We start from the raw sequence: 26486 nt of genomic DNA, 5'->3' as shown, positions 1-26486 counted from the left end.
TCAGGAATAGAGCCGGCAGAGCAAAGCCAGAAGCTTTTAGAGCCGCCCTGCACGTAAACCAGTTAAAAAGCTGTTTTATTCTACTTCGGATGGTACTTTGGCGGTAGCTTATCAGTCTTTTTTTGTAGATTCGGCAAAAACTATTTTTATGATTTTAAGCACTGCCGACTGGCTTGTGATCGGTCTGTTCATTATTGTTACCCTTGTTATAGGATTGTACTTTAGCAAGCAGGCCGGTAAAAGTATTGATAGCTTCTTTTTGGGTGGGCGCAACCTGCCCTGGTGGATTGCAGGTACCTCTATGGTAGCAACTACCTTTGCTGCCGATACTCCCCTGGCAGTTACCGAACTGGTAGCACAAAATGGTATTGCCGGGAACTGGGTGTGGTGGAATATGCTCATTGGCGGCATGCTCACCACCTTCTTCTTTGCCAAATACTGGCGCCGAGCTGAAATCCTGACCGATGTTGAATTTATAGAAATGCGCTACAGCGGCACGGCTGCTTCTTTCCTGCGCGGCTTTAAGGCCCTCTACCTGGGGGTTTTTATGAATGCCCTGGTGATTGCCTGGGTAAATGTAGCCCTTATGAAACTGCTGCAGATTTTCTTTGGCATACCCCCTGAACAAATGCTCTGGTATGTAGCAGCAGCCATGGTACTGGTTGTGGTTTACTCCTCTGTTTCGGGGCTACTTGGTGTAGCATTTACGGATGTGATACAGTTTATTATAGCCATGACAGGCTGTATTGTGCTGGCCTGGCTTGTACTGGATGCTGAGCAGGTTGGTGGAGCAAAAGGGCTGGTAGAAAAACTGCCTCCCGGCACACTTAGCTTTTTCCCTACCATTGGCGAAGGAGGCAGCGGTATTGGAACTACACTTGCCCTTGGTGTAAGCAGCTTTCTGGCTATTATTGGTTTTCAGTGGTGGGCCAGCTGGTATCCTGGCAACGAGCCCGGCGGTGGTGGTTACATTGCCCAAAGAATGATGTCGGCCAAGGACGAAAAAAATGCTGTGTATGCCACACTTTTCTTCCAGATTGCCCACTATGCCCTGCGCCCGTGGCCCTGGATCCTGGTAGGCCTGGCGGCCCTGGTGCTGTATCCAGACCTTGCCCCTGCCGATAAAAGCCTGGGCTATGTCATGGCCATGAAAGATTTTCTGCCCGATGGTCTGCGGGGCCTGCTGCTGGTGGCTTTTTTTGCGGCTTATATGAGTACCATATCTACCCAGCTGAACTGGGGCACCTCCTACCTTATTAATGATGTATTCAAAAGGTTTGTGAAGCCACAAGCCAGCAATAACGAACTGGTACTGGCCAGCAGGCTGGGCACCTTACTACTCATGCTGTTAGCCCTGTGGGTTACCAGCCAGATCAATTCCATTGCAGCTGTATGGCAGTTCCTGATTGAAGCAGGTGCCGGTATAGGGCTGGTGCTGATCTTGCGCTGGTGGTGGTGGCGCCTTAATGCCTGGAGCGAGATTACGGCTACCGTTGCCCCGCTGTTTGCCTACTGGCTCACCAAGGAGGTTTTTGCCGAAAGTGATCCGGCATGGGGCCTGCCCGTACTGCAGGATCCACGCAGCTTTTTGTTTATCATTGCCTTTACCACTGTTAGCTGGCTGCTGGTTACCTTTCTTACACGCCCAACCAGCAACGAGAAGCTGCAGGCATTTTATGATAAGGTTAAGCCTATCGGCAACTGGGGCCCCTACCGCAGAAGCGGAGAACGTAATCCAAACATAGCCCTGATAGTGCTGGCCTGGCTAAGTGCCGTTGTAATGGCCTATGCTGTGCTGTTCTTTATTGGTTACCTGATTTTCCAGAACTGGACTGCCGCCATGCTTTCCGGAGGCACCATCATCATTTCTTTTATACTACTGAAGTGGTCTTCCTCTAAAGTGGAAATTTTTGGCGATGAAAGCCACGCCGCAAAACATAAACAAATAGCCTGATACTTGTTAGCTAAACTGAATTCATGTCTGTGCTTATAGAAAAGAATAAAAGCCTGCAAGCCTACAATACCTTTGGTATTGATGCCATCGCACCCTTTTTCTGTAGAGTTGAAACTGTAGAAGAACTACAGGAGGTACTGCAAATGGAGCAGTTCCGCCAGCTGCCCATCCTGATCCTGGGAGGTGGCAGCAACATTCTTTTTACCCGGGATCCGGAGGGACTGGTATTGCTCAACCGCATAGCCGGCGAAAGTGTAGAAAAGGAGGATGAGGACCATGTGTGGGTAAAGGTGGGCGGCGGCCAGAACTGGCACGACTTTGTGCTTTACACCATTGCACAGGGCTGGGGTGGTCTGGAGAATCTGTCTCTTATTCCGGGTACCGTAGGCGCCGCTCCCATGCAAAACATAGGCGCCTATGGCGTAGAGATAAAAGACACCTTCAGCCACCTGGAAGCCGTTGAGCGCGAAAGCGGCCAGCTTCGGGTATTTACCAACAGCGAGTGTGAATTTGGCTACCGAAGCAGCATTTTTAAAACCCAGGCCAGAGACAAATATATAATCGCATCCGTAACATTCAGGTTGCATAAAAAGCATACCTACAACACCAGCTATGGCGATATACAAAAGACACTGCTAGAGTTGGGCATTGAAGAATTAAGCCTGAAGGCGGTTAGTGATGCGGTAATTCGCATACGCCAGAGCAAATTACCAGACCCTAAAAAGATTGGCAATGCCGGCAGTTTTTTCAAGAACCCGGTAATAAACACACAGCTGTTTAAAAAGCTGCAGGAGCAATACCCTAATATGCCTAATTATCCGCAAAACGATGATTGGGTTAAAGTGCCCGCCGGATGGCTCATAGAACAGTCGGGCTGGAAAGGCCATAAAAGAGCGCAGATTGGTGTGCACGAAAAGCAGGCGCTCGTACTGGTAAACTACGGAGGTGCCAGGGGTGCCGATCTTAAGCAGCTTGCTGCTGACATACAGGCATCCGTTGAAGAAAAATTCGGGATTCAGCTGGAAACAGAAGTGAATTTTATTTGATCTGCATAGCCGGCATCTGGCACTTTTAGCCAGCTAGCTGTAAGATCACATACCACTGCTATACCCTTGATAGCCAGTTACAAACTTCTCAAAACCCCGGCTTTTACGAGCTGGGGTTTTCTTTATAATGTGCTTGTGCTGCTGGTTTTTACATCACAACTGCAAAAAGAGCAGCTGCAACTTTGTAGAGCTTAAGCTTTGTTTGGCACGATGGTTGGTAAATCTCTTTCATCGGCTCAATTGCCGCAGGCTATTAACCACTAAATTTCATTGCTATGCGCTACGTTAATTTATTTTTCACCTTCTGCCTTGTTCTTTTTGTAGCAGTCAGCTGTACTAACCCGGAAGATAACGACGAAACCTCACCTGATTTCAGCTCCATGATTACGGGCACCTACTCCTACACCACCTATAAGGGAGGAGCTGCCACTGGCAGCGGCACTGCTATTATTAGCAAAACCAGTAACAGCCGCATACGCATTGGCCTGCAGGATGGAATTTCATTTTACGCTGATAAGCTGCAAAGGGTTGATAATGACATGATAATGGAGGTACCCGGCCAGGATGTTGATTATTATGGCATGAAGGCCCGCTTCAGCGGCAACCGCAGCATTAGCCGTGGCGGTAGTATGTACGAAGGCGTTTATTCCGGTAGCAATGGCGAGCTTAGAATTGCCCTGCAAGTTGCTGTAGGCAACCAGACAGACCAGATCACTGTGGTGCTTGATCGCTAAGGTTTTATCAATACCTATTAAACAGAGAAGGGGCGGATGCTGATCAATAAACCAGCATCCGCCCCTTTCCATTTACTGGTATTCCTCTTCAGCACGATGCTAAATCATATGTGTTACATTGCTAAGATTGCCCCTGTAGCGTTCAACCTGCACGCCAAACCGCTGCAGAAAGTCCACGCCTTCCTCTAATTCTATTCCTTTATACTCGGCATAGGAATGCAGGTATACCACCTTGCTGATGCCGGTGCTGTAAATGATACGGGCGCAGGCCAGGCAGGGTGCCAGGGTTACATATAAAGTTGCATCTTCAACGTTCGCATTATTTTTTACTGCATAAATAATCGCATTCTGCTCTGCATGCAGGGCAAGGGTGCAACTCCCCTTCCTGTCGCGGGCGCATCCGGTTTCCGGCCATTCTTCATCGCAATTATGAGTACCCGCAGGGGGGCCGTTATAACCAATAGATATAATGCGGGTATCTTTTGCCAGCACTGCCCCCACATGCCGCTTTACACAGTGAGAACGCTTGGCAAGATTAACAGCCAGCTCCATGAAAATATCGTCGAAAGCAGGTCGGCTCATAGCAGGTTTTTGCGGATGAAAATTTTTAGTTACTTTGCTCAGAAGCTGTAAAGTAACATAAAACTATAAAGAGAGATGATAAAGAAAACGTTTTTTTACACCCTGCTCCTTCTGCTCCTTTGTTTGCTTGGTCAGGAAGTAATGGCTCAGGAAGCCCTGAAGCTTAGGCCAAGTCCGCTCGAGATGATCACCTTTAAATCTCCGGAGGATACCTATGTAAAAATTACATACGGACGCCCCCAGAAACGCGGGCGCAATATATTTGGCGAATTGGTACCCTTTGGCAAAGTATGGCGTACTGGTGCCAACGAAGCAACAGAGCTTACCACCACCGGCGACATTATGCTGGCAGGAAACCGTGTTCCTGCAGGTACCTACACAATTTTCAGCATCCCCGAAAAAGATAAGTGGACCATAATTCTGAACAAGGAGCCCGGCCAGTGGGGTGCTTACCGCTACGACGACAGCAAAGACCTGCTGCGCTTTACAGTACCCACCAAGCAACTGCAGACTGTTTATGAGCCCTTTACCATGGAATTCGAACAGACTGCCAGTGATGTAGTACTGAAAATGATGTGGGATCGCACCGGCGTAGACATACCAGTAACTTTTCAATAAATAGCATTCCTGAAACAGCACAAATTTAAAAAAAGCTGTATACCTGAACCCCCTTTTAAAACAGGGGGTTCTTTTTTATATTAAGGAAAACGAAGCATTTAATGGCAAAGAAAAGTGTGCCACAGTTCAACAGCTTAGGCGAGTTTTACCCCTACTACCTGCAGGAGCATCTTAACCCGGTGAGTCGCCGGCTGCACTTTATAGGCACAGGGCTGGTGATTATGGTACTTGTACTAGCGCTAATCACACAAACATGGTGGTTACTCTGGCTTATGCCCCTGCTTGGTTATGGCTTTGCATGGGTGGGTCATACGTTTTTTGAACGAAACAAACCAGCAACCTTTACCTACCCTTTCTATTCACTGGCCTCATATTTTCTGCTTTTCCGTGATTTGCTCATAGGTAAAGAAAAGTTTAATCCACAGCAGTGAATTACCAACAGGCCATTCACCAGCACCAGGCAACAATAAACCCGACCAATGGCCGGGCTCACTATGAACAAACACTGTTAAGTTATGCCAGGTGCAGGTTATTCAGCCACTGCTCTGCCTCCTGCTGATCGGTGAAATTTCTCTTAGGCATATTTGTTTCGCCTGATACACCATCCAGCTGCATTTCTGCAATCATGTCTTTTTGTATTTCTGCCACTTTGAGCACCCCGGCTTTGATGATTATTTGCTGTGCATCCTCATGAATTTTACGTACTGATGCCGGATGTATTTTCATTTCCCTGGCATCGGTAAGAAGCGTAAATCCTGGCTTAAGTGCAGAAATGGCGCTTTCCCAATGCTTTAAGTAGTCAGCTACCTGTTCTGGATTTCTCCAGAAGCCGATGATGCGCAGGTAAGCCCTGTTTTTTTCTTTGGATACTGAAAGCTCGTACTGAGGAGTTTTAGCAATGGTCATACTAATAGAGATAGAATTTGATGTTTAACCACTCTATATACGTTTACCTTTGGTCGCAGGCTTAAGAATGTAATATATTCAATATAAATAAGTCGTTTATTTATAACAATATACCTAAAGTACGGCCTGTAGCGTTCTTAACATCCACATGAAAAAACGGTATAGCATTTTGAGTTATGCTTTTTTTAGTAACTTTTGCTGAAAATTTAAATATCCTCCCCCATGATAAACGACCAACTTGAACAACTGCGCTACCCGATCGGGCATTACCAGGCTCCTTCTGCAATTACACGCACACAGCTAACGGGGTGGATAAAAGAAATTAAGGAATATCCGGCCAAACTCGAAACCCTGGTTAAGAACTTAAGCAAGGAACAGCTGGACACCCAGTACCGGCCTGGTGGCTGGAGCGTACGGCAGGTTATACATCACCTGGCCGATAGTCATACCAATGCCTACATCCGTTATAAATGGACACTGACAGAAAATACGCCAACCATTAAGGCTTATCATGAAGACCGCTGGGCAGAATTGTTCGATAGCCGCCGGGCGCCCATTGGCCTCTCGCTTACCTACCTGCATGCCCTGCATGCAAAATGGACCTACCTGCTGGAAGGCCTTACCCAGGAGCAATTAAGCAGGGAATATTTTCATCCGGAATCGCAGAAAACCTTCCGGCTTGATACTGTTATGGGTTTATACGACTGGCACTGCCGCCATCATTATGCACACATACAAGGGCTGATACAAAGAAAAGGCTGGATAACTACCGGCAGTTAAATTACCAATAGCTATAAACCAGAAAGGTGCCTGTGCAGGCACCTTTCTGGTTTATTCCGGACTAATCCGAATAATTAGCCCTCGTAGCTAACACGGTAAATAGCTCCAGCAAAATCATCAGAGATAAGCATTGAGCCATCAGGCAGCACAAGAAGATCTACCGGACGCCCCCAGGCCTCCTGCGATTCCTCATCGAGCCAGCCGGTAATAAAAGGCTCATAGCTGGTAGCCTCTCCCTGCTCATTCAGTTTTACTGTGGTTAACCTGTAGCCATTTTTCTTTGTGCGGTTCCAGCTGCCATGTTCCGGAATAATAATCTGGTTCTGGTATTCCTGGGGAAACTGGCTGCCCGTATAAAATTTCATGCCCAGCGGAGCTACGTGGTGGCCTAACTTTTGTGCAGGTGAAGTATATTTTGCACAGTCGCCTTCGCTGCCAAACTCAGGATCCACAATCTCGCCAGCATGGCAAAAGGGGTAACCAAAGTGCAGGCCCTGCTGTGGTGCACGGTTAAGCTCACCTGCAGGGTTATTATCTGTATATTCTTTTTCCTGATCTTCCGGAATTTTACCAGCCTTCGCCATGGCAGTTCCCAGGTTATCGCCACCATTATCAGTAAACCAAAGGGCCCCTGTTTGTGGATGCCAGTCAAAGCCTACAGTATTTCGTACTCCCCTGGCATAGATCTCTGGTTGCCCGCCATCGGGATTAAGGCGTGTAATGGTTGCATAGATCTCTTTTTCTGAATTACAGATGTTGCAGGGTGCACCTACCGGTACGTATAGCATGCCATCGGGCCCAAATGCAATATATTTCCAGCCATGGTGCCTCTCGCTGGGGTACTGGTCATACACCACCTCAGGTTGCGGCGGGTTATCGAGCTGCGATTCAATATCGCGGTAGCGCAACACCCGGTTTACCTCTGCCACATATAAATCACCATCGCGAAAGGCTACTCCGTTTGGCATCAGCAGACCATCGGCAATTTCCCATTTCTTATCAGCTCTACCGTCGCCATCTTCGTCGCGCACGGCCCAAACTTTTTCTTTATCACGGTTGCCAATAAAAATGGTGCCCTGGTCTCCCCTGGCCATGGAACGGGCATCTTCAATACCGCTGGCAAACAATTCAATCTTAAAACCCTGTGGCAGGCTTAGGCGCTGCAAACGCAGGTTTACATCATCAGGATTTTCCGTAGTGGCATCAGGTGAAAGCTCTTCCTCCCGGCCAGACTCATTGTTACTTCCGCAGGCAACAGCCAGTGCCATAAAAGCACACAAATAAATTTTCTTCATTATCAAAGATGTTTGAGGAAACTCAAAGTTAAAACAACATTTCGGAATACAACTAGCAGATGCTGTTTTAGGTTATAGCTATGGCAGTTCTAAAGGTATCACTTCAAAAAAATTTTAGTTCTCACATCCACAATAGCTGTGCCTGTACCTCTTTAGCCTTAATCAAAGCTTCTTTGTCTTCTGTACCCCTACATAGTATTAAAATTTCGTAAATTGCAGTATGATCTCTATCAATAATCTGTCGTATTACATTGGCGACCGCCCCCTGTATGAAGATGCCAACCTGCACATTACGCCTAAAGCTAAAATTGGCTTGGTTGGTTTAAATGGCACTGGTAAATCAACCCTGTTGCGGCTCATCGATGGCGAATACCAGCCCGACGAAGGCACCATCAGCAAGAGTAATGATACCACCATTGGCTTCCTGAACCAGGACCTGCTCTCTTACCAGACAGCAGACAGCATTTTAACAGTAGCCATGGAGGCTTTTGGAAATGCCGTACAGCTACAGCGACAGATAGAGAAAACCCTGCATCAGCTGGAAACCGACTACAGCGATTCACTGGTGGAGAAACTAAGCCGCCAGCAGGAAGAGTTTGAGCGCCTGGGTGGCTACAGCATGCAGTCGCAGGCCGAAGCCGTTCTGGAAGGCATTGGCTTCCGTACCGAAGACCTGCACCGTCCGCTAAAAGAATTCAGCGGTGGCTGGCGTATGCGCGTAATGCTTTCAAAGCTACTGCTGCAAAAGCCTAACCTGCTGATGCTCGATGAGCCTACCAACCACCTGGACCTCCCCTCTATCCAATGGCTGGAGAATTACCTCAAGACCTACGAAGGTGCTTTCATTATCGTATCTCACGACCAGGATTTCCTGAACAATACAGTAGAGATGGTGGTGGAGGTAACCAGCCAGCAGCTGATCACCTACACCGGTAATTACGACAAATACCTGGAGGAAAAAGAGTTGCGCAGTGAACTGCAGCGCAATGCTTATGAAAATCAGCAGCAGCAGATCAAACAAACGGAGCGTTTCATTGAACGTTTCCGTGCCAAAGCTTCCAAATCGCGCCAGGTACAAAGCCGGGTAAAGGCACTGGATCGTATGGATAAGATCGATGCCGTGGTGGAGGAAAACCGCAGAGTAAATTTCCGCTTTACCATGAGCCGCCCCAGTGGAAAGTCTGTGATCATGCTGGAAGACATCAGCAAAGCCTATGGCGATCTGCAGATCCTGAAAAACACAACCGCCGAAATTCGCCGGGGCGATAAAATAGCCCTGATCGGAGCCAACGGAAAAGGTAAATCTACGGTGCTGCGGATTATTGCCGGCACCGAGCAGGTTCAGGAAGGTGAGCGTACCGAAGGCCACAATGTAAACATGGCTTTTTATGCCCAGCACCAGCTGGAAAGCCTGGGTGCCGATCATGAAATTCTGGAAGAGCTGAAAGGGGCTGGCAGCCAGAAATCAGAAACAGAACTGCGCAACCTGCTGGGCTGCTTTCTGTTTTCTGATGAGGATGTTTTCAAGAAGATCAAAGTACTTTCAGGTGGTGAAAAATCAAGGGTAGCCTTGGCTAAAACATTGTTATCAGAAGCCAACTTCCTGCTGCTCGATGAACCTACCAACCACCTGGACCTGCAGTCGGTAAACATCCTGATACAGGCACTTGAGCAATACGAAGGCAGCTATATTGTGGTATCGCACAACAGGCACTTTATTCAGTACATCGCCAATAAAATCTGGTGGATTGAGGATGGGGAGATCCGCGAGTACCCCGGCACTTACGGCGAATTTGTTCACTGGCAGGCTAAGCAGCTGGAGCAGAAAAAGGCGGAAGAACCAACCACCAAACAGGCTGGTGCCCCGGTACAGGAGAAAGCAGCGCCTGCTGCTAAAAAAGAAGTTAATCCCTCTAATGATAAAGAGCGCAGAAAGCTGCAGCAACAGCTCGAGGAAGTAGAGAAGCAGGTAACTGAGCTGGAAAAGCAGGAGGCTTCCCTGGAAAACGAGCTTGCAAAACCAGAAGTTTTCGGCAACCCCGATCGCCTGCTGGAAGTAAACGGGAAATACACTGCTGTAAAAGAAAAGCTCGAAAAAACACAGTCGCAATGGGAAGACCTGATGCTGCGGCTTGAAGAACTAGCTTAAAACCGGATGAAAAAGACTGCACTGCCACTACTGCCACTTTGCCTGCTGGTAATTATTTCTGTGTTTACGGCCTGTACTCCCCTTCCGGGGGGCAGTGGCAGCGCTACTTCTGCCTCCGGACCGCTGCCTGCGCTACAGACCCTGAACCGGGAGTATGTATCCAACATTCGCAGTGTACAGCTTTTTCCCGACGATGGTACTGCTACCAGCCAGCTGAGGCCGGCAGTAACTACCTTAAACAGCCAAAATCAGCTGGTACTTCATTTTGATGATCTGCAGCAGGATCGAACGGATTATGCCGTACGCATACTGCACTGCGACTTTAACTGGCAGGTATCGCGCTTAAGTACTATGGAGTACCTGAACGAATACAATGAATACCCCATTACCGACTTTTCGTACTCTTACAACACCAGGCAGCCCTATGTGCACTACCAGTTTGAGGTGCCGGCCGTAAAGCTTAGCGGTAATTATGTGCTGGCAGTGTACCGCAACCGCAATCCTAATGATATTGTGCTTACCCGCCGCTTTATGGTCTATGAAAATCTGGCACCGGTACAAACGCATCTGGTGGCAGCCCCTGGCGGCACACGCCTGCAGCGCCAGCAAATTGACCTGGAGGTTATTTACAGAAACCTGCCGGGAATTGTAGACCCCACCACCCAGATCAGGGTAGTAATCAGGCAAAACCAACGCTGGGACAATGCTGTAATGAACCTTCGCCCCACCGGCGACCGCACAGGCAGCTATCAGCTGGAGTACCAGCTCTTTGACCTCTCTAATGCTTTTTACGGCGGCAATGAGTACCGCTTTTTTGATCTCCGCACTGTGCGGGCGAATGGCCAGAATGTTGGCTCCGTCAGGCTCGATTCTGTGCGAAACCGCCTGGATGCCTTTCTGCTCCCGGACAGACCCAGGGGCACACTGGCTTATGCCCAGCGGCAGGATATTAACGGTAGCTTTATCATCGAAAATCAGGATTTCACCGATCCCTACATCAGTGGAGAATATGCAGATGTGCACTTTTTCCTGAAAGCAGAGACCCCTCTGCCCTGGCCAGTTTATGTTGCCGGCGATTTCAGCAATTACCTGAACATACCTCCCTACACCATGCAGTACGATGCAGAGTTAGGTGGCTACCGGGCCGATATACCCCTGAAGCAGGGCTGGTACAACTACCTGTACCTGACGGGCAACAAAGAAAATGCCCTCTCACTGGAGGGCACCTTTTCCGAAACGGAAAACTTTTATGAAGTCTTTGTTTATTACCGCATGAACACCAAACCTGCGGATCTGCTTGTAGGTTACAGCACCCTAAGTACCGGCCGCGGAAGATAAGTTTTCCGCTGACAGCAGCCGCACAATGTATTAGTTATCGCTGTGCTGTTGCTGCTGTTGTGACTGTGAGCGGGTTTTAACACCCTCCACTTCATAAGGGGTTGCCCGCTGAGTGGGATCACTGTTAGCAATATCCAGCATACCAAAACCTTTGTGGGTGCAGGAGCCTAGTCCGTTCGAGAAGATAAATTCCTGTACCTCCCTGGCGGCATAAAGCGTGAAGGGGAAGGTATAACCTCTTACTTCATACTTTACATCCTGATCAAAGAGTGGATATATACGGGCAAATTTCTTCTGCCCCTCACGGATCTTGTTCAGGTAGTTACGGTCAGGTACCACCTGGAACTTATAGAAAGATGCCAGCTGCTCCTGGGTAAACCCTCCTACACTCTCCATACGCTGTATGGTAGATTCATAGAGCATATCAGAAAACTGATCGCTTGTAGGGTTTATGAAGGATTTGGCAGTGGAGTCGTTAAACTCAGGCTTCAGTAACACCAGCGGCGAAATACAGATAAACTTTGTAGCCTCTGATATTTCAGGCATATGCTCCTGCTCTACATACTCAGGCACAATCATCAGGTTCCCCACCTCTACCTGTTCAAAGGTAAAGAGCACCTTCAGCAGGTAATCGATAAAATCCTTATCGCTGCTGGATAGTACCAGGGTAATGCGGCTTGAATAGTAGTGCAGGCCGTTGCGGCTAATCTTCGTTTGCCCCTTTAAGCCTGAAAAATTATAGTTAACATAGTCACGGTATTTGCGATCCCCACCCTGCAGAATCAGTCCCTTGATCAACTGAGCCAGCAAATACTGGTGGTGAAACGGCACATAACCGCCTTTGTTCTTCAACAGAAAAATTATACGTACCCTCAAGGTTGTAAAAATTTATACCTCTTAATGTCCTAGTTTCTATGGCAAAAAATGTACACCAATTCTAATTGATAACGTGCGCTTACCTACATTGTTTGATAAACCCAACCTTAATCAATTGCTGGTTGAACACGATAATGCTTAAAACTATAAGTTAAAATTGTATTTACCTACACATTAAAGCGAAAATGCATGATATCTCCATCCTGCACCACATATTCTTTTCCTTCAACGCCCATCTTTCCGGCCTCTTTTATAGCAGCTTCAGTCTTAAACTTCTGGTAATCATCCAGTTTTATAACTTCCGCCCGGATAAAGCCTCTTTCGAAATCTGTGTGGATTACTCCGGCGGCCTGAGGGGCTTTCCAACCCCTGCGAATTGTCCATGCACGCACTTCTTTTTTGCCGGCTGTAAAGTAGGTGATCAGGTTCAACAGTTCATAAGATGCACGAATTAACCGGTGCAGGCCCGGCTCTTTCAGCCCGTACTCCTCCAGGAACATTTCGCGCTCCTCGGGGTCTAGCTCTGCAATCTGTGCTTCCAGCGCAGCACAAACCCTTACCACCTGTGCGCCTTCAGGAGCAACATTTTCTTTCAGGGCTTTTACGTACTGGTTATCTTCGTGCAGGTGGTCTTCCTCAACGTTTGCCACGTATATCACCGGCTTAATGGTAAGCAGGTTAAGGTCTGCCACAGCAGCAAGCTCATCTTCATTGGCATCAATTGCCCTGGCATTCTGTCCGCTCTCCAGGAACTGCTTGAACTTTTCCAGCGCAGCCAGCTCCTTTTTTGCAGCGGCATCGCCCACTTTGGCAATCTTTTGCACACGTTGTATTTTCTTCTCCACCGATTCCAGGTCTTTCAGCTGCAGCTCGGTATCGATTACTTCTTTGTCAGACACAGGGTTTACCTTGCCCTCCACGTGCACAACATTTTCGTTTTCGAAGCAGCGCACTACGTGTACGATGGCATCTACCTCACGAATGTTGGCCAAAAATTTGTTACCCAGGCCCTCGCCCTTGCTCGCCCCTTTTACCAGGCCGGCAATATCCACAAACTCTATAACCGTTGGCACTACCCGCTCTGGTGTTACCAGGTCTTCCAGAACCTTTAGCCGCTCGTCGGGCACACTAATAACCCCTACGTTGGGTTCTATGGTACAAAATGGAAAGTTTGCTGCCTCTGCTTTAGCACTCGACAACGCATTGAATAATGTAGATTTGCCTACGTTTGGTAAACCAACTATACCTACCTGAAGCCCCATGGCTGTTCTTCTTTATGCTCCGAAAATATTTTTTTAGCTCTTTAGGTATCCGGGAAGTTATAAACGGTAATTACTGCTTACTGCCGCTGCTTTTGATCATGCGGATTCCTGAACACCTGGTACTTGCTATACCCCATATAGAATTCCAGGAATGAAACTCTAATGATAGTATACACCGGCACAGCCAGAATCATTCCAATGATAGTGCTGCCCAGCTGATCGCCCAGCGATGCGCCCGCAAATATAACAAGAAATATTTCTAACGGGTGCGCCTTTACACTTTTGGAGAAGATTAAGGGCTGAATTATAATATTATCGATGAGCTGAACTGTACCAAATACAGCAGCAATCTTAGCAATCAGGAACAAATATTCGTTTATGCCCGGCAGGATCTGTGTGGTACTGATGGCTACCACAATACCAAAAGCAGCGCCCAGGATTGGCCCGGCATAAGGAATCAGATTGGCCACTGCAGCAAAAACACCAATGGTAAGGGCATATTTAATACCCAGCAGGCTTAGGCCCAGCGAAGCAATACTGAATACAGCAAACATCTGGAAAAAGAGCGCCAGCAGGTAGTTAGAGAGCAGCTTTTCTATTTTATATACTGCTGCAATGGAAACCTCGAAATAAGGATTAGGAATCAGGGAAATAAGGTTGCGGCGTAAAAGTCCTTTTTCCTGCAGCAAAAAGTAGGTAATGAACAATACCGCCATTACACCGATAAAAAGGCTTCCGGTAAAACCGATTACACTGTTGATCAGCTGCTGTACATCGAGGTGCGAAAAAATATTATTGATGTAGCGCCGCAGGGAATTTACCATAAAGCCCGGCTCACGCTGGGTAAGATCGTACCTGCGCAGAAACTCCTCGAAACGCAGCAGTGGTTCTGTTGCCTGGGTATATAACTTATCAAAATCCATAGACCCCAGCACTTCCACCTGGTCTGAAATTAGCGGGATAAACTGCCCCACAAACAGTACCAGCACCAGCACCACTACCAGGTAGGAAGACAGAATAGCCATTCCGCGGGGCAACCGGATTCCCCAGAGCTGTACGCGGCTAATGCTAACCACCAGCGGCCGCAAAAGTGTAGCCAGCACCAGCGAGATAATGAGGTAAACAAGAATATTGGAGAAGAGCCAGGTAGCCAGCCCCAGCAATGCTATTACAATCAGCAGCACTACCAGTGAACTTTTAATGAGCTCCAGCTTTGGATTGAAATACCTCATAGGAGAAAAAAAATGCCCCCGCGAATATAGTGAGCGCAAGAAGCATAAGCTATCACTAACACATCAAAAGACACAATCTGCAGGAATTCGGTTGGAAGCAGTGCAGGTATGCCGCAGCAACTATTTTCAGGCACCCATTTTTCCGGCAGTATGGCCTGGCATCAGGATGCCCTTTTTTGTATGCCTGCAGCATGATTTGCACCTGCACCCCTTGTATCTGGTGTTTTAGGTACAGCATAAAAAAAGCCCTTACTGGTGAGCAAGAGCTTATTCATAGTTTCATTTTGGTTGACTTTGTTAGTCCCACTTCAGCTCAGAATCAATTTCATCTTCTGAACTGCTTTCCTTAGAAAATTGTGAGAAATCATATTCAGGCATGAGTTCTGTTTTCACATACTCTACAGATTCTTTCAGGGCCTCTAAAAACTTTTCAAAGTCTTCTTTGTAAAGAAAGATCTTGTGCTTTTCATACGTAAATCCATCATCCTTGAACCTGCGTTTACTCTCAGTGATCGTCAGGTAATAGTCATTGGAACGTGTAGACTTAACGTCGAAAAAGTAAGTACGCTTACCGGCACGCACACGCTGGCTATAAATTTCAGCTTTTTCTGTTTCCTTTTGCTCTTCCACGGTACTTTTAATTTATGTTCGCAAAACAATGTAGCCTAACTGAACACTTTAATAGTAGAGGTATACCAACTCAGGTAAAAACTCTACGGATAAATATAGAGAGAATCTCTACAGCACAAAACAAAACTAAAAAATTTATAAAACAAAATGACAAAGCTCCTGTTGTCCATCATTTGCTCAATTTTGCTGATTCAGGCTTGCGGGCAGGATTCCAATAAGCTTGAAACTACTACCCTTAGTCCGGCAGACTCCGCCAAACGCGCCCTGGATTCTGTTCTGGCTGATATTCGGGATACAAGTTATACAAATTCTACATATTTTACTAAGACAGGCCTGGCTTCCTACTACGGCACCAGGTTTCATGGCCGAAAAACAGCAAGTGGAGAGACCTTTGATACGGCTGCTTATACTGCCGCACACCGCACCCTTCCTTTTGGCACCACAGTGGCTGTTACCAATCCTGCCAACAACCGTACCATCCTGGTGAAGATTAATGACCGGGGGCCACATAACCGAAACCGTATTATTGATTTATCAAAATCTGCTGCCCGGGCGTTAGGTATACAGAAAAAGGGTGTAGGCCGTGTAAAAATAGAAGCCAGGATAGAAAAAAATCCTCCCTCATCAAATGGAAAACAGTAAGCTGCATGCAGCATTCTGTACAAAGTATATGGTATATTGAACATTGATAAGGGTACTTCATGCAAAATCGGCACAGCTAAGTTTTAGTAATTGCTGGGTAAGTAACCCGGCACCCCTAAATACATAATGTACCCTCTACCCTCTTACAAGCTAAGCCAATGGAATTGAACCTTCAAAATATAAGACAGACCGGTAATTTAGACCTCCTGGCCCGCCAGCTGGTTGAGGGTTTTATTACAGGCCTGCACAAATCGCCTTACCATGGGTTTTCGGTAGAGTTTGCCGAGCACCGGCTCTACAATGCCGGAGAAAGCACCCGGCACATAGACTGGAAGGTATATGCCCGTAATGACAGACTCTATACCAAGCGTTACGAAGAAGAAACCAACCTCCGCTGCCGCCTGGTCATAGATAACTCTTCCTCGATGCACTACCCCACCGAAAGCAGGGGCAAAATAACGTTCTCACTACTGGCTGCAGCCTCACTGGCTTACCTGCTGCAACGGCAGCGCGATGCTGTTGGCCTTACCGTGTTCTCTGATTCTATTGAGCACCAGGGAGAGGTGAAAAGTACGCCAACACACCTGCAGAAAATGCTGGTGCACATGCAGGGACTGCTTGAGCAAACAGCCGAAAACCGCACCACCCGCTTGCCGGGCGTACTGCACCTCATTGCCGAAAGCATACATAAGCGCTCGCTTGTAATTTTGTTTTCCGATATGTTTGCCGATGTAGAGGCAGGAGACGAGCTTTTTGCCGCCCTTCAGCATTTACGCCACAATGGCCACGAGGCTGTTGTTTTTCATGTTACCGACGAGGCAACTGAGCTTGAGCTGGACTTTGAAGACCGGCCCCATGAGTTTATTGACCTGGAAACAGGTGCCCGACTAAAGCTCAACCCTGCCCAGATCCGCAAAGAATATCGTAAGCGCATGGAGCAGTATTACGAAGAGCTGAAACTCCGCTGCCTGCAGCTGAAAATAGACTTTGTAGAGGCCGATATCAGAAAAGATCTGCAAAAAGTACTGATGACCTACCTGGTGAAAAGAAGTAAAATGCGATAACAGTTGCAAAGGTTACCTGAACCGCACCCCCACCCGCACATCCAGAAATTCGGCCACATGCCGGTGGGCCTTTAGGTTGATGCCAAAAAACAGCAGCTTAGGGGTATGGTACTCCAGCCCCCAGCGCTGGTATACCGGGTCTCTGCCTTTGTGGGGAGCATATACATATACCCCCAGTTGCTGATTAAAACGGATTCGTCCAATCTGCAGCTCGTGGCCTGCAAGCAGTGCTCCACGCTGAAAATCCTTGTCCTCCCCCCTGCTCTCAAGCTCTTTTTTGATGGTGTAGTCTGCTATCCATTCTGCCCCCGCCGTAACAGCACTGATCCTGCCGATTCGCTGACTTACATAAGCAGCTACTCCAATTAGGTTTGCCTGCTCTTCCGGCTGGTCAGTTCTGTCGTGGCGGGAGCCTATCAGCGCCAGCAGGTAATTCTGCTTGTCGCCCTGCTCCTCCTCGCTCTGTGGCTGCCGTTCAATAAAAGTTGCAGGCCTGATGGCATAGTTGATGCCCAGGGTAGCGGTAGGATAGTTAATCCCCTTATTTGGCTGGTTAATGCCCCCGTTTGATATATGCTGATAGGTACCTCCTGCCCTGATCAGCAAAAGCTCATTTAACCTGTAGTTGGCCATCAAGTTGGCTACTAATGGAAAGCTAAAACGGGTGCTGTAGAAAAGGTTCTGCGGGTTTGTTTCCTCATCATAGGGGTTTGTGAGATAAGCTACCCCTCCTCCCAGCCTGAAGGATACACTAAAATTTTTATGCGCCGATAAAAAAGGCTCTGCATAAAACACCAGCGAATAGGCATTTCCCAACACATCGGGATTGTTGAAATTATAGTAAGCCAGGGAGGCCCCCAGCCTGGGGTATCCCTGCAGGTACTGCCATGCTTTGGCACTGGTAAAATGAAAGCTAAGATCAGCTTCTATTCCCCAGGGGTTGGAGTCGGCAACCTCACGGATGGTACTGGAGTGTGGAATTATGAAACCATAATGCCCCTGCAGACCTACATTAATGGCTGTGCTTTTGCTGTTATTTTCCGTTACAGTTGCCTGCTGCGCGTAGAGTGTGCTGGTAGTTAGCAGCAACAGCATAAGAATACAAAGAGACTTGCTTTTCAGAAGTGAGCAAAGGTTTATGTTTTTTTCTTCTCTTATCATTATCAGCGGCAGACAGGCATCTTCATATAAATACTATACCCACTGGTGACTTATAATGTTATTGGAAGATTTCCGATTCGGGAGCATATTCCCTGTTGCGGCCAACTGCCAGTAAACGGACGGTAAAATAAGAAAGCCCCGGCCCTGGTACAGTACACTATAGACCGTGCTGTATTTAGGGCCGGGGCTAAATCAATCTTAAAGAACTACAACTCCCTGATCCAGATATTGCGGAAGCTTAGCGGCTCACTCGGATCGCCATGATCCTGCAATTTAATAGGTGATTTACCATGAGCCGTATAGCCGGGCAAACCTATGTACTGGGTGGTACCCCTGATTTCAGTATCGTTCTGAATAACAACACCATTGTGGAGCACTGTTACCCGGGCAGGAGAAAACAAAGAACCATCTTCCTTAAAGCGCGGGGCTGTAAAAATTACATCATAGCTGTTCCACTCCCCAGGCTTTCGCATGGCATTCAGGAGCGGCGGATGCTGCTTATAGATGCTGCCTGCCTGCCCATTGGAGTAAGTACGGTTATTATAGGAGTCCAGGATCTGCAGTTCGTAACCGGCATCTCCACCACCTGTAGAAGCAAGGAACAAGCCGCTGTTACCACGTGATTGTCCCTGCCCTGTAATATTTGCCGGCACCTGCCACTCCAGGTGCAGCTGGTAGTCCTGGAAAGCCTGCTTTGTCTGGATGTTGCCTGTGCCTTTTTTTACTGTGAAGGTACCGTTTGCCACCGTCCACTGGGCCGGCTTGTTAGGATCGTTTGAAGATGCCCATTTATCCAGGCTTTTGCCATCGAACAAAACAATTGCATCGGCCGGTGGCGCCATATTGTTGATACCTCCCGGTGTTACAACTTTAGGCTCTGGCTCCCACACTTCGGTCATTTCCGGAGTCATTTTAGGTGGTTTTGGTGCATCCTGTGCCATAGCATTATGATAAGTAAGGGTACCCAGGGCTAAAAAAGCCAGTGCAGTGTGCTGCGAAAAAAAGTTTTGTATGTTCATGCATTAATCTTGTTTGGTTGCTGATATTTCAGTTCAGACTTATTTATTGAGAGAGTTGATCCAGGCTGCAATCTTAAGCGCCTCCCCTTTAGGCACCTGCGGCATGGGCGGCATTTCGGTAGCATACTCCGGCCAGTTTTGCGGCTGAGGGTTATGGATCAGCTCCACGATCTTATCGTTGCTGTACTTGCGCTTAGCTATCTCCGCAAATGCCGGACCAACCTGCCGTTTGGTTTCGTTGTGGCAGGCATTACAGGTGTTTTTTGCCAGGAGTGGCTTTACCTCATCGAAGCTCGGCACCTTAGGGGCAGCCGCTGCTTTGGTGCTACCTGCACCTGCACCACGGGCATCAGGGCTTACAAGCGTAGTATTGCCGGACTGCAGCTTTTTGGCAGCTGTATTTGGTTTACTGGCTGTTTTTTTGGCTTGTTCCGTAGCAGAATTGCGGGTGCTCACCTCGTTCAACGACAGCTTTTGGCCATCAGGAATGTTATTAAGGGTATAGTAGGCCGATGGGTGCACTAAAGAGTAGGAATTCTCCTTAGCACGTACTCCATCCAGCGAAATGTGGTGGATGTGGTACTGGCGAAGGTTATCTACAACCAGGCGTGCCTTCAAGCCATCTTCAGAAACCTTAACCCCCTTTACCGCTGCCGTTTCAATATTTACAGGAGGGCTGCCATAAACAGGGTGATACTTGTAAATAAAGCTTTCAACTGAATAAGAAGCCAGATCTTCGGCCGACTTACGGTCTACCGGCATGGTAAATTCTATTTCGAAACCATCGGGCATAGCGCGTACGGTTCTCATTTCAAATGGCAGCTTATTATTCCACATCAGGCGCTCCAGGCCTTCGTTGGCATCGCCGGCAGATCCCCAGCCACGGTTCGTTTCTCCTACAAAAAGTGAACCGTCTTTGGCCCAGGCCATACGCAGCACTCCTGATCGGAAACCACTCCTGAAATCTATTACCGCACCCTGGTATTCTCCCTTTATTTTTTCCATCATTACGCGCATAATCTTGCTCTGCCCCTGGTCGCCCACCAGTAACTGGCCTTCAAACGGACCAAAACTCCCTTTCGGAATTTTGATTAGCTCTGAGTTGGAAATGCCCATGATGCCATGCGGCAACCATACAGCAGGTAATTGCATTTCAGGAAACTGCTCTTTCATTTCGAAGGCAGTCTTGAAATCTTCGTTCAGCCTGTTTTCAGGTTTTATAAAATCTCCCTTATCATCCTTTTCCACCCGCGGATCTACCACCGAATGTATCTGCTCGGTGCTAAGCTTTAGGGGAGATTCAGATCTGTCAGCCCAGCGCAGTCCACTGGGATGACCAGCAAAAGCACCTTTAGGAAGATGCCAGATAGCGCCGGAACCTACCCAGTCGCCCTGGTTATCTGTATAGAAGAATTCTCCATCTATCATGCCCTGGCCTGCAGGAGAACGCATACCTGTTGCCCAGGGCTCCATCTTGCCATCCTCAGTTATTTTTAAGGTCCAGCCCCGCCAGGGCACCAGGCTCTGGGCATGCCACCAGGGGTTGGTAAAGCCAAGGTTGGTGGTTACAAAAAAAGAACCATCTGGTGCTATCTTAGGACCAAAGCTGTACTCATGGTAGTTACCGGTAATGGGCCAGGCATAAACAGTTTCAAATACATCGGCCTTACCATCCATATTGGTGTCGGTAAGCTTAGTGAGCTCTCCACGCTGTGCCAGGTACAGCGATCCGTCTTTATAGGCCAGCCCCAGCACCTCGTGCAGGCCCGATGCAAACCTCCTGAAATGCGGACGGGCACTGGTAGGATTCTCCACAATAAAAATATCGCCACGGCGGGTGGAAACGCCCAGGTCACCATTGGGCAGCACGGTTAATCCGCCAACCTCCAGCAGGGTGCCTTCGGGTGCGCTGATTTTAACAATTCTGTAAAAGTCTTCTTCTTTGGGCGACTCCTGCGCCAGTACCCGGCCACTTGTGCCCAGTAACATGGCCGCCCCCAGCAAGCAGTTTCTGGCTGCCGAAGGAGTTATTTTATTATATAGCTTCTTCATGAATTTCTTAAGTGTTGATCAGAATATTATGGAGTAAACCAGCTTGTTTCGCACTGGCACCAGCAATTCCTGGCGGCCTGCACTGCTGCGTAGCTGAGGTTTGGCCCCTGCTGCATCTTCCAGTTGCAGGTAATAGGTCTGGCCGTCTATCAGGTATTTACCTTTTTCCTGCTGCTCAATGGATGTGCCTTCGGCAATTTTCACCCATAAACCATCTGCTGCATTTTGCAGCTGCAGTTCACGGCGCAGCCCCTGCCCCTTCTCCAGCGGGCGAATGGCATCCTGCACCGTTGTACCCCAGGCCTGGTAATGGAAGGTGGGCAGTCCGCTGTCATTAAGCACATAACCTCTGGAGCGGAAACCGCTACCGGTGGTATCGCTCACCCAGGCTGCCTGTGGGGAAGAAAGCCTTGCCAGTGAAAGCACAGGTGCTGCCAACTGCTGAACAGACCCGGTTGGGCGGGAAGAGCCATCACCCCTGTCGTGCCACATAGGCGTGGCATCCAGGAAGCCTCCGCGCCATACCTGCACCAGGCTGCCATGATCAAGATCGTAGGTATAATGTACCTGTTCCTCGCTGCCTACATTAACGGCATGCGTAATGCGGTAGCCGCCCTCTTTACCATTCATGGGTATATCCATAAAGCTACGCAAAACAGGTATGTCGGAAGCAGCAACCAGTATTGGATCTACGGGTGTACCCCTGCTGGTTACTTCATCGCTGATGATGTACTCACGAATGCCGGGACCTGCAACAGACAACCCCAACGCCGGGGCATCCCAGTCAACATACTTGCTATATACTAATTCAAAAGGCATTTCGCCAGCAGGCAGGTTGATAGATCCGCCGGGATTCCAGCGGGAGAGGCGTATGGCATACTGATCGCCAACTTTTACATACCCTGCACCACCGGGCACCTGCATGCGAAATCTGTATTCACCAGGCTCCTGTATTTTCAGAGTACCCCTGTACCTGATCAGGAACTTTTTGGGCAGATCGGAAAGATTAGAGGTCAGCACCACAGAGCTGCCTTCTGCCTCAGGAGGCAGGCTGTCGTACTGTGGCTCAGTTTCGTAGGCACCCTCATAAACTGTGTACCTAAGGTCTGTAAGTTCAGGGCGGGGTTTATCGTAGTTACTAATTTTAATATTACGGAAAGCCACAGGTCCGTGATCTCCCTGGAAACGCAGGGGTCCGGTTGCACGCTCCTCGATGCTGATGGCACCGCGGGTGGCACCCAGCAGCTCTACATTTTCATGAATCAGCACCCCATTCAGCACCACCTGCAGCAGTCTTGCGTTTTCAGTTTTGCGACCGTTTGCATCAAAGCGTGGCGCCTGAAAAGAAATCTTAAGATGCTGCCAGAGACCGGGCGCTTTGCTTACATTCTGACGGGGCGCATATCCCTGGTACCCCTGCTGCCCTTTTGGGCGGGAATCGTCCCAACGCTCATATATACCACCGTTATTGGCGGGGGTAGGCACTTTTACGCCCCAGCTATCTGCCAGCTGCACCTCATACAAACCCTGCAGGTAAATACCGGAGTTAGATCCAGGAGCCATCATAAAATCCAGCTCCAGGTCAAGGTCTGAATGTTCGAACTGGGTAAAGAGGTCTTTGCCTTTATTCCTCTTATCGGGCTGATTTACCAGAATACCTGTTCCTGGAGAGAGGCTCAGTTTATTTGGTTTGCTTAGATCGGCCTCTACCCCGCCTGCTATCTGCCAGCTCTTTGCCGGATCGCGGAAAGCAGAGAGGTCGTTGAGCGGCATAGCGGTTTGTGCAGCAGCACCCTGTGAGAGAAAAATACAGAACAGCAGGAGAAGGCCACATTCTCTTTTCAGAGAATCAATAAGCCTGCTACTAATTTTTTGTACCATAGCACGAGATGAAAACAGAAAGTTTGGTTATAGCAGCAATTCAACCGATTACTGCATTCCTAAAAGTAATCTTTTTTAACAAAAGGGGAAATGCTAAAAGGCCCAATCAGCACTTTTGAAAAGGATCATTTTTATATTTTTAGGGTATTTTTCGTTAACACCATGGCGTTACAATTGCCTGAAAAGCCATTCCGCGCAGGTTTTCCGCCGGAGCCAACATCAGTCACTAAAAACTGAAATTTCCAGGCGGGCACATCGAATCCGGAATGGATTTTCAGGTAGCACACCTTCTTCAGCAAAATATAAGTTTAGAGTTGTATAGCGATCTTAGCCAGTACGCTTCACCGATCCTGGAGTGTAACAAGAGCAGGAGCCACTCTTCGGGCTAAATAAAAAGGCCCGCACCTGTTACTGGAGCGGGCCTGCTTTTAAAAATATGTTGTCTATTCGTTGTGCATCCAGGCTTTCTTGGCCAGCAGCTCTTCTTCAGCTTCCACATAGTCAGGATCAGGCACACAGCAGTCTACCGGGCAAACGGCAGCACACTGCGGCTCCTCGTGAAAGCCCATACACTCAGTGCACTTTCCGCTTACAATATAATAGAATTCATCTGAGAGTGGCGGTTGTGGTGCCTGGGCATCCACACTTGAGCCATCCTCCAGCTCTACCTGCTCTAAACTTGTACCACCTGCCCATGTCCATTCAATACCACCTTCGTAAATCGCAGTGTTTGGGCACTCTGGTTCGCATGCACCACAGTTGATGCATTCGTCCGTTATCATTATAGCCATTTCAAATCAATCTTTATGCGTTCTCGTTCTGAATAACAAACATAATTGGTTTATGTTTGTAGTCAAAAAATCACACTAATAAAGATCGATTTAAGCATGAAACTGGCAGATAGAATACAGGCATTTGTTTCATTAGGCACCTATTTGCAGGAGTTAACGGCAGAGGAGGCCGACCGGCTAAGCAGGCTGGCCCAGGGACGCAATGGTTGGTTTACTCCTTCTAATGTGCGTTTTGCCCTTAAGGCCTGGGCCAGTTTGTTACAGCCGCAAAACATAAACAAATGGCTTGAGGCTTATAACATTCCCGATGAGCAGGAAGCACCCAAGCATGTGGGCCTGGTAATGGCGGGCAATATTCCACTGGTTGGCTTTCATGATATGCTCTGTGTTTTAATCAGCGGACACAACCTGCATGCAAAACCAAGTTCATCAGATCCCCTTCCTGAAGTATTAAGTAAAAAACTACTGGAAATAGAACCCCGTTTTGCCAGCCATATTGAGTTTCAGGAGCAGCTTAAGCACATGGATGCCTATATTGCCACAGGCAGCGATAATACCTATCGGTATTTTGAATACTACTTCAGAAATACACCCAGCATTATCCGTAAAAACCGCAGCTCCTGCGCCCTGCTTACCGGCAACGAATCAGCAGATGAGCTAAAGGCCCTGGGGCGCGATATGCTGCAATACTGGGGCCTGGGCTGCCGCAGTGTAAATAAGCTGTTTGTGCCCGAAGAATATGACTTTCCCACGCTCTTCAGATCGCTGGAGGTGTGGTCTGATGTGCAGAACCACCACAAGTGGAGCAATAACTACGATTATTACAAGTCGATATTCCTGGTTAACGGAGAGCAGCACCTGGATACCGGTTTTTTGCTGTTTAAAGAAGCAGAGGCCTTCGCCTCGCCGGTTTCTGTTGTATACTACCAGTACTATAGGGATCTGCAGGAAGCAGAAAAGCTGGTAGAGGAACATAGGGAAAAGTTGCAGTGCATTGTTGGGCAGGAAAGCACCCCCGCCAGCACTGCTTTTGGTCAGGCACAAAGACCTCAGCTGTGGGATTATGCCGATGGTATTGATACCTTAGCCTTCCTGCTAAAGCTATAAACGGAAGCATGAAAAGCAGCACCTTTGGCGAATACCTGCGGAAAGCCCTTCCCACTCCTTTTACCATAGCCCTGTTGCTAACACTGGCAGCCTTTGTGCTGCCGCTTGTTTTTATACCCGAGCAGCCCTCTGTGATGGAGGTGCTTGGCTATTGGTACCAGGGCTTTTGGGAGCTGCTGGGCTTCTCTATGCAAATGGTGCTGATCCTGGTGCTGGGCCACACCCTTGCGCTAACACCCCTGGCCGAAAAATTTACAGATAAGCTTACGGGAAAGTTTGCCACCTCACCCGCCCGGGCAGCTGCTCTTACAGGCTTTGCAGCAATGCTGGCAGGCTTTATCAACTGGGGCTTGTGCCTTGTATTTGGTGCCATACTGGCCCGTAAAGTAGCCGAGAGAGCAAAGCTGAACCATACGCCCATCAACTACCCCTTAGTGGCAGCAGCAGGTTACAGTGGCATGATGATATGGCACGGGGGCCTAAGTGGTTCTGCGCCACTGGTCGTGGCCGGTGAGGGTCATTTCCTGGAAAGCCTGATCGGCATAGTACCCGTGAGCCAAACCCTCTTCTCCAGCCTAAACCTTTGGGTAACACTAAGCCTGCTGGTGGTAGTGCCAGGCGGGCTTTACCTGATTGGAAAAAGAGCACCTGCTACCCCTGCCCTGTTGCCCCAACTAAAAGCAGCTGAAAACACAACACCTCATCCTGCTCCTCCCAGGGGTGCCGAAAGGCTGGACCGTTCTCCGTTCTTTGGCCTTATTGCTGGTTTGGTGATTGTGGGCTACAGTATATACTTAGCCTTCACCAGTGAAGGAGGATTATCGTTTCTGGACCTTAACTACATTAACTTTCTGCTGTTTGGGCTGTGCCTGCTGCTACACGGCAGTATTAACCGCTTCCTGGTGGCAGTACAGGAAGCTATAGGTGGTGCATCCGGCATCATTATTCAGTTTCCTTTCTACGCCGGTATCATGGGCATTATGAAGTATAGTGGATTGATTGTAGTATTTGCCAATGCCTTTATCAACAATGCCTCCCCGGCCCTGCTCCCCTTTTTAACCTTCCTCAGTGCAGGGCTCATTAACATTTTTGTACCCAGTGGCGGCGGGCAGTGGGCTGTACAGGGGCCTGTTGTGAGCCAGGCTGCTATTGGGCTCGGTGTTCCTGTAGAATTGGTTATCATGGCCCTGGCCTACGGCGATGGTATTACAAACATGCTTCAGCCATTCTGGGCACTCCCCCTCCTGGGTATCACCGGATTGGAGGCACGGGATATCCTGCCTTATACGCTGCTTATTTTGTTAATGGGCCTGCTGGTGTATGGATTCTTCCTGCTGCTGTGGACCTGAAGATATCAGGCATAAAAA

24 protein-coding genes are annotated in these 26486 nt (G+C 48.4%); 12 read left to right on the top strand and 12 right to left on the bottom strand.

The window, feature by feature from the left end; all coding sequences use genetic code 11:
* Positions 1-148: 148 nt before the first annotated feature.
* From KWJ01_RS14465 to KWJ01_RS14455, 3 genes are all read left to right on the top strand, one after another.
* Positions 149-1954 carry a sodium:solute symporter family protein gene (locus tag KWJ01_RS14465; RefSeq protein ID WP_224997279.1) on the top strand — a complete coding sequence of 602 codons (1806 nt, stop codon included), beginning with the start codon at positions 149-151 and terminating at the stop codon, positions 1952-1954.
* Positions 1955-1977: 23 nt separating this feature from the next.
* Positions 1978-3000: a UDP-N-acetylmuramate dehydrogenase gene (gene murB, locus KWJ01_RS14460; protein ID WP_224997278.1), complete on the top strand. Its 1023-nt coding sequence runs from the start codon at positions 1978-1980 to the stop codon at positions 2998-3000.
* Between the two features lie 275 nt (positions 3001-3275).
* A complete protein-coding gene (locus KWJ01_RS14455; RefSeq protein WP_224997277.1) occupies positions 3276-3734 on the top strand; it encodes a hypothetical protein in 459 nt (152 codons plus the stop codon).
* 99 nt (positions 3735-3833) lie between these two features.
* Here the strand turns inward: KWJ01_RS14455 and KWJ01_RS14450 are convergent, their stop codons facing one another.
* Positions 3834-4316, bottom strand: coding sequence for a dCMP deaminase family protein (locus KWJ01_RS14450; RefSeq protein WP_224997276.1), 483 nt, complete (start codon positions 4314-4316; stop codon positions 3834-3836).
* A 75-nt stretch (positions 4317-4391) separates the two neighbouring features.
* Here KWJ01_RS14450 and KWJ01_RS14445 point away from each other — a divergent pair, with 75 nt between their 5' ends.
* Together KWJ01_RS14445 and KWJ01_RS14440 are read left to right on the top strand one after the other, a co-directional pair.
* On the top strand, positions 4392-4934 hold the full coding sequence (locus tag KWJ01_RS14445; RefSeq protein ID WP_224997275.1) for a DUF2911 domain-containing protein: 543 nt from the start codon (positions 4392-4394) through the stop codon (positions 4932-4934).
* 101 nt (positions 4935-5035) lie between these two features.
* On the top strand, positions 5036-5365 hold the full coding sequence (locus KWJ01_RS14440; protein ID WP_224997274.1) for a DUF962 domain-containing protein: 330 nt from the start codon (positions 5036-5038) through the stop codon (positions 5363-5365).
* Between the two features lie 82 nt (positions 5366-5447).
* Here the strand turns inward: KWJ01_RS14440 and KWJ01_RS14435 are convergent, their stop codons facing one another.
* Positions 5448-5840 carry a hypothetical protein gene (locus tag KWJ01_RS14435; protein WP_224997272.1) on the bottom strand — a complete coding sequence of 131 codons (393 nt, stop codon included), beginning with the start codon at positions 5838-5840 and terminating at the stop codon, positions 5448-5450.
* A 222-nt stretch (positions 5841-6062) separates the two neighbouring features.
* Between KWJ01_RS14435 and KWJ01_RS14430 the strand changes: the two genes are divergently transcribed.
* Positions 6063-6620, top strand: a complete 558-nt coding sequence (locus tag KWJ01_RS14430) for a YfiT family bacillithiol transferase (RefSeq protein WP_224997270.1) — start codon at positions 6063-6065, stop codon at positions 6618-6620.
* A gap of 74 nt (positions 6621-6694) precedes the next feature.
* Here the strand turns inward: KWJ01_RS14430 and KWJ01_RS14425 are convergent, their stop codons facing one another.
* A complete protein-coding gene (locus KWJ01_RS14425; RefSeq protein ID WP_224997268.1) occupies positions 6695-7915 on the bottom strand; it encodes a sorbosone dehydrogenase family protein in 1221 nt (406 codons plus the stop codon).
* A gap of 220 nt (positions 7916-8135) precedes the next feature.
* Here KWJ01_RS14425 and KWJ01_RS14420 point away from each other — a divergent pair, with 220 nt between their 5' ends.
* The gene (locus tag KWJ01_RS14420) at positions 8136-10064 is read left to right on the top strand and encodes an ABC-F family ATP-binding cassette domain-containing protein (RefSeq protein WP_224997267.1); all 1929 of its coding nucleotides are present in this window, start codon (positions 8136-8138) and stop codon (positions 10062-10064) included.
* Between the two features lie 6 nt (positions 10065-10070).
* On the top strand, positions 10071-11402 hold the full coding sequence (locus tag KWJ01_RS14415; protein WP_224997265.1) for a DUF5103 domain-containing protein: 1332 nt from the start codon (positions 10071-10073) through the stop codon (positions 11400-11402).
* A 30-nt stretch (positions 11403-11432) separates the two neighbouring features.
* Here the strand turns inward: KWJ01_RS14415 and KWJ01_RS14410 are convergent, their stop codons facing one another.
* The 4 genes from KWJ01_RS14410 to KWJ01_RS14395 form a co-directional block, all read right to left on the bottom strand.
* Positions 11433-12278, bottom strand: coding sequence for a CRISPR-associated endoribonuclease Cas6 (locus tag KWJ01_RS14410; protein ID WP_224997262.1), 846 nt, complete (start codon positions 12276-12278; stop codon positions 11433-11435).
* 167 nt (positions 12279-12445) lie between these two features.
* A complete protein-coding gene (gene ychF / locus KWJ01_RS14405; protein WP_224997260.1) occupies positions 12446-13540 on the bottom strand; it encodes a redox-regulated ATPase YchF in 1095 nt (364 codons plus the stop codon).
* Positions 13541-13617: 77 nt separating this feature from the next.
* Entirely contained in the window at positions 13618-14772 is a 1155-nt protein-coding gene (locus KWJ01_RS14400; protein WP_224997259.1) for an AI-2E family transporter, read from the bottom strand.
* A 297-nt stretch (positions 14773-15069) separates the two neighbouring features.
* On the bottom strand, positions 15070-15402 hold the full coding sequence (locus tag KWJ01_RS14395) for a DUF3276 family protein (protein ID WP_224997258.1): 333 nt from the start codon (positions 15400-15402) through the stop codon (positions 15070-15072).
* A gap of 147 nt (positions 15403-15549) precedes the next feature.
* Here KWJ01_RS14395 and KWJ01_RS14390 point away from each other — a divergent pair, with 147 nt between their 5' ends.
* Complete coding sequence (locus KWJ01_RS14390) at positions 15550-16044, top strand: septal ring lytic transglycosylase RlpA family protein (protein WP_224997257.1); 495 nt, start codon at positions 15550-15552, stop codon at positions 16042-16044.
* Positions 16045-16202: 158 nt separating this feature from the next.
* On the top strand, positions 16203-17108 hold the full coding sequence (locus tag KWJ01_RS14385) for a DUF58 domain-containing protein (protein ID WP_224997256.1): 906 nt from the start codon (positions 16203-16205) through the stop codon (positions 17106-17108).
* Between the two features lie 12 nt (positions 17109-17120).
* Here the strand turns inward: KWJ01_RS14385 and KWJ01_RS14380 are convergent, their stop codons facing one another.
* From KWJ01_RS14380 to KWJ01_RS14360, 5 genes are all read right to left on the bottom strand, one after another.
* Positions 17121-18203 carry an acyloxyacyl hydrolase gene (locus tag KWJ01_RS14380; protein ID WP_224997255.1) on the bottom strand — a complete coding sequence of 361 codons (1083 nt, stop codon included), beginning with the start codon at positions 18201-18203 and terminating at the stop codon, positions 17121-17123.
* Between the two features lie 272 nt (positions 18204-18475).
* Positions 18476-19288, bottom strand: a complete 813-nt coding sequence (locus KWJ01_RS14375) for a DUF1080 domain-containing protein (RefSeq protein WP_370634724.1) — start codon at positions 19286-19288, stop codon at positions 18476-18478.
* 39 nt (positions 19289-19327) lie between these two features.
* Positions 19328-21340, bottom strand: coding sequence for a c-type cytochrome (locus KWJ01_RS14370; RefSeq protein WP_224997254.1), 2013 nt, complete (start codon positions 21338-21340; stop codon positions 19328-19330).
* 18 nt (positions 21341-21358) lie between these two features.
* Complete coding sequence (locus KWJ01_RS14365) at positions 21359-23221, bottom strand: DUF1080 domain-containing protein (protein ID WP_224997253.1); 1863 nt, start codon at positions 23219-23221, stop codon at positions 21359-21361.
* Between the two features lie 443 nt (positions 23222-23664).
* Positions 23665-24012: a 4Fe-4S dicluster domain-containing protein gene (locus KWJ01_RS14360; RefSeq protein ID WP_224997252.1), complete on the bottom strand. Its 348-nt coding sequence runs from the start codon at positions 24010-24012 to the stop codon at positions 23665-23667.
* A gap of 96 nt (positions 24013-24108) precedes the next feature.
* On the opposite strand from KWJ01_RS14360, the gene KWJ01_RS14355 reads away from it, so the two are divergent.
* Entirely contained in the window at positions 24109-25119 is a 1011-nt protein-coding gene (locus KWJ01_RS14355) for an acyl-CoA reductase (RefSeq protein ID WP_224997251.1), read from the top strand.
* 8 nt (positions 25120-25127) lie between these two features.
* Positions 25128-26468 carry a short-chain fatty acid transporter gene (locus KWJ01_RS14350; RefSeq protein ID WP_224997250.1) on the top strand — a complete coding sequence of 447 codons (1341 nt, stop codon included), beginning with the start codon at positions 25128-25130 and terminating at the stop codon, positions 26466-26468.
* Positions 26469-26486: the final 18 nt, after the last annotated feature.

The sequence above is a fragment of the Cesiribacter sp. SM1 genome, assembly GCF_020178975.1.
Taxonomy (GTDB): Bacteria; Bacteroidota; Bacteroidia; order Cytophagales; family Cyclobacteriaceae; genus Cesiribacter.
The sequence above is the reverse complement of the archived record's forward strand: the minus strand, read 5'-3'. Positions and strand labels throughout refer to the sequence as shown.

Coding starts and splice junctions, on each gene's coding strand:
- KWJ01_RS14375 (WP_370634724.1), bottom strand. CDS start 19,288: ATGAACATACAAAACTTTTTTTCGCAGCACACTGCACTGGCTTTTTTA.
- KWJ01_RS14455 (WP_224997277.1), top strand. CDS start 3,276: ATGCGCTACGTTAATTTATTTTTCACCTTCTGCCTTGTTCTTTTTGTA.
- KWJ01_RS14465 (WP_224997279.1), top strand. CDS start 149: ATGATTTTAAGCACTGCCGACTGGCTTGTGATCGGTCTGTTCATTATT.
- KWJ01_RS14385 (WP_224997256.1), top strand. CDS start 16,203: ATGGAATTGAACCTTCAAAATATAAGACAGACCGGTAATTTAGACCTC.
- KWJ01_RS14415 (WP_224997265.1), top strand. CDS start 10,071: ATGAAAAAGACTGCACTGCCACTACTGCCACTTTGCCTGCTGGTAATT.
- KWJ01_RS14365 (WP_224997253.1), bottom strand. CDS start 23,221: ATGGTACAAAAAATTAGTAGCAGGCTTATTGATTCTCTGAAAAGAGAA.
- murB (WP_224997278.1), top strand. CDS start 1,978: ATGTCTGTGCTTATAGAAAAGAATAAAAGCCTGCAAGCCTACAATACC.
- KWJ01_RS14440 (WP_224997274.1), top strand. CDS start 5,036: ATGGCAAAGAAAAGTGTGCCACAGTTCAACAGCTTAGGCGAGTTTTAC.
- KWJ01_RS14430 (WP_224997270.1), top strand. CDS start 6,063: ATGATAAACGACCAACTTGAACAACTGCGCTACCCGATCGGGCATTAC.
- KWJ01_RS14445 (WP_224997275.1), top strand. CDS start 4,392: ATGATAAAGAAAACGTTTTTTTACACCCTGCTCCTTCTGCTCCTTTGT.
- KWJ01_RS14420 (WP_224997267.1), top strand. CDS start 8,136: ATGATCTCTATCAATAATCTGTCGTATTACATTGGCGACCGCCCCCTG.
- KWJ01_RS14355 (WP_224997251.1), top strand. CDS start 24,109: ATGAAACTGGCAGATAGAATACAGGCATTTGTTTCATTAGGCACCTAT.
- ychF (WP_224997260.1), bottom strand. CDS start 13,540: ATGGGGCTTCAGGTAGGTATAGTTGGTTTACCAAACGTAGGCAAATCT.
- KWJ01_RS14435 (WP_224997272.1), bottom strand. CDS start 5,840: ATGACCATTGCTAAAACTCCTCAGTACGAGCTTTCAGTATCCAAAGAA.
- KWJ01_RS14400 (WP_224997259.1), bottom strand. CDS start 14,772: ATGAGGTATTTCAATCCAAAGCTGGAGCTCATTAAAAGTTCACTGGTA.
- KWJ01_RS14450 (WP_224997276.1), bottom strand. CDS start 4,316: ATGAGCCGACCTGCTTTCGACGATATTTTCATGGAGCTGGCTGTTAAT.
- KWJ01_RS14350 (WP_224997250.1), top strand. CDS start 25,128: ATGAAAAGCAGCACCTTTGGCGAATACCTGCGGAAAGCCCTTCCCACT.
- KWJ01_RS14370 (WP_224997254.1), bottom strand. CDS start 21,340: ATGAAGAAGCTATATAATAAAATAACTCCTTCGGCAGCCAGAAACTGC.
- KWJ01_RS14360 (WP_224997252.1), bottom strand. CDS start 24,012: ATGGCTATAATGATAACGGACGAATGCATCAACTGTGGTGCATGCGAA.
- KWJ01_RS14425 (WP_224997268.1), bottom strand. CDS start 7,915: ATGAAGAAAATTTATTTGTGTGCTTTTATGGCACTGGCTGTTGCCTGC.
- KWJ01_RS14390 (WP_224997257.1), top strand. CDS start 15,550: ATGACAAAGCTCCTGTTGTCCATCATTTGCTCAATTTTGCTGATTCAG.
- KWJ01_RS14380 (WP_224997255.1), bottom strand. CDS start 18,203: ATGCTGTTGCTGCTAACTACCAGCACACTCTACGCGCAGCAGGCAACT.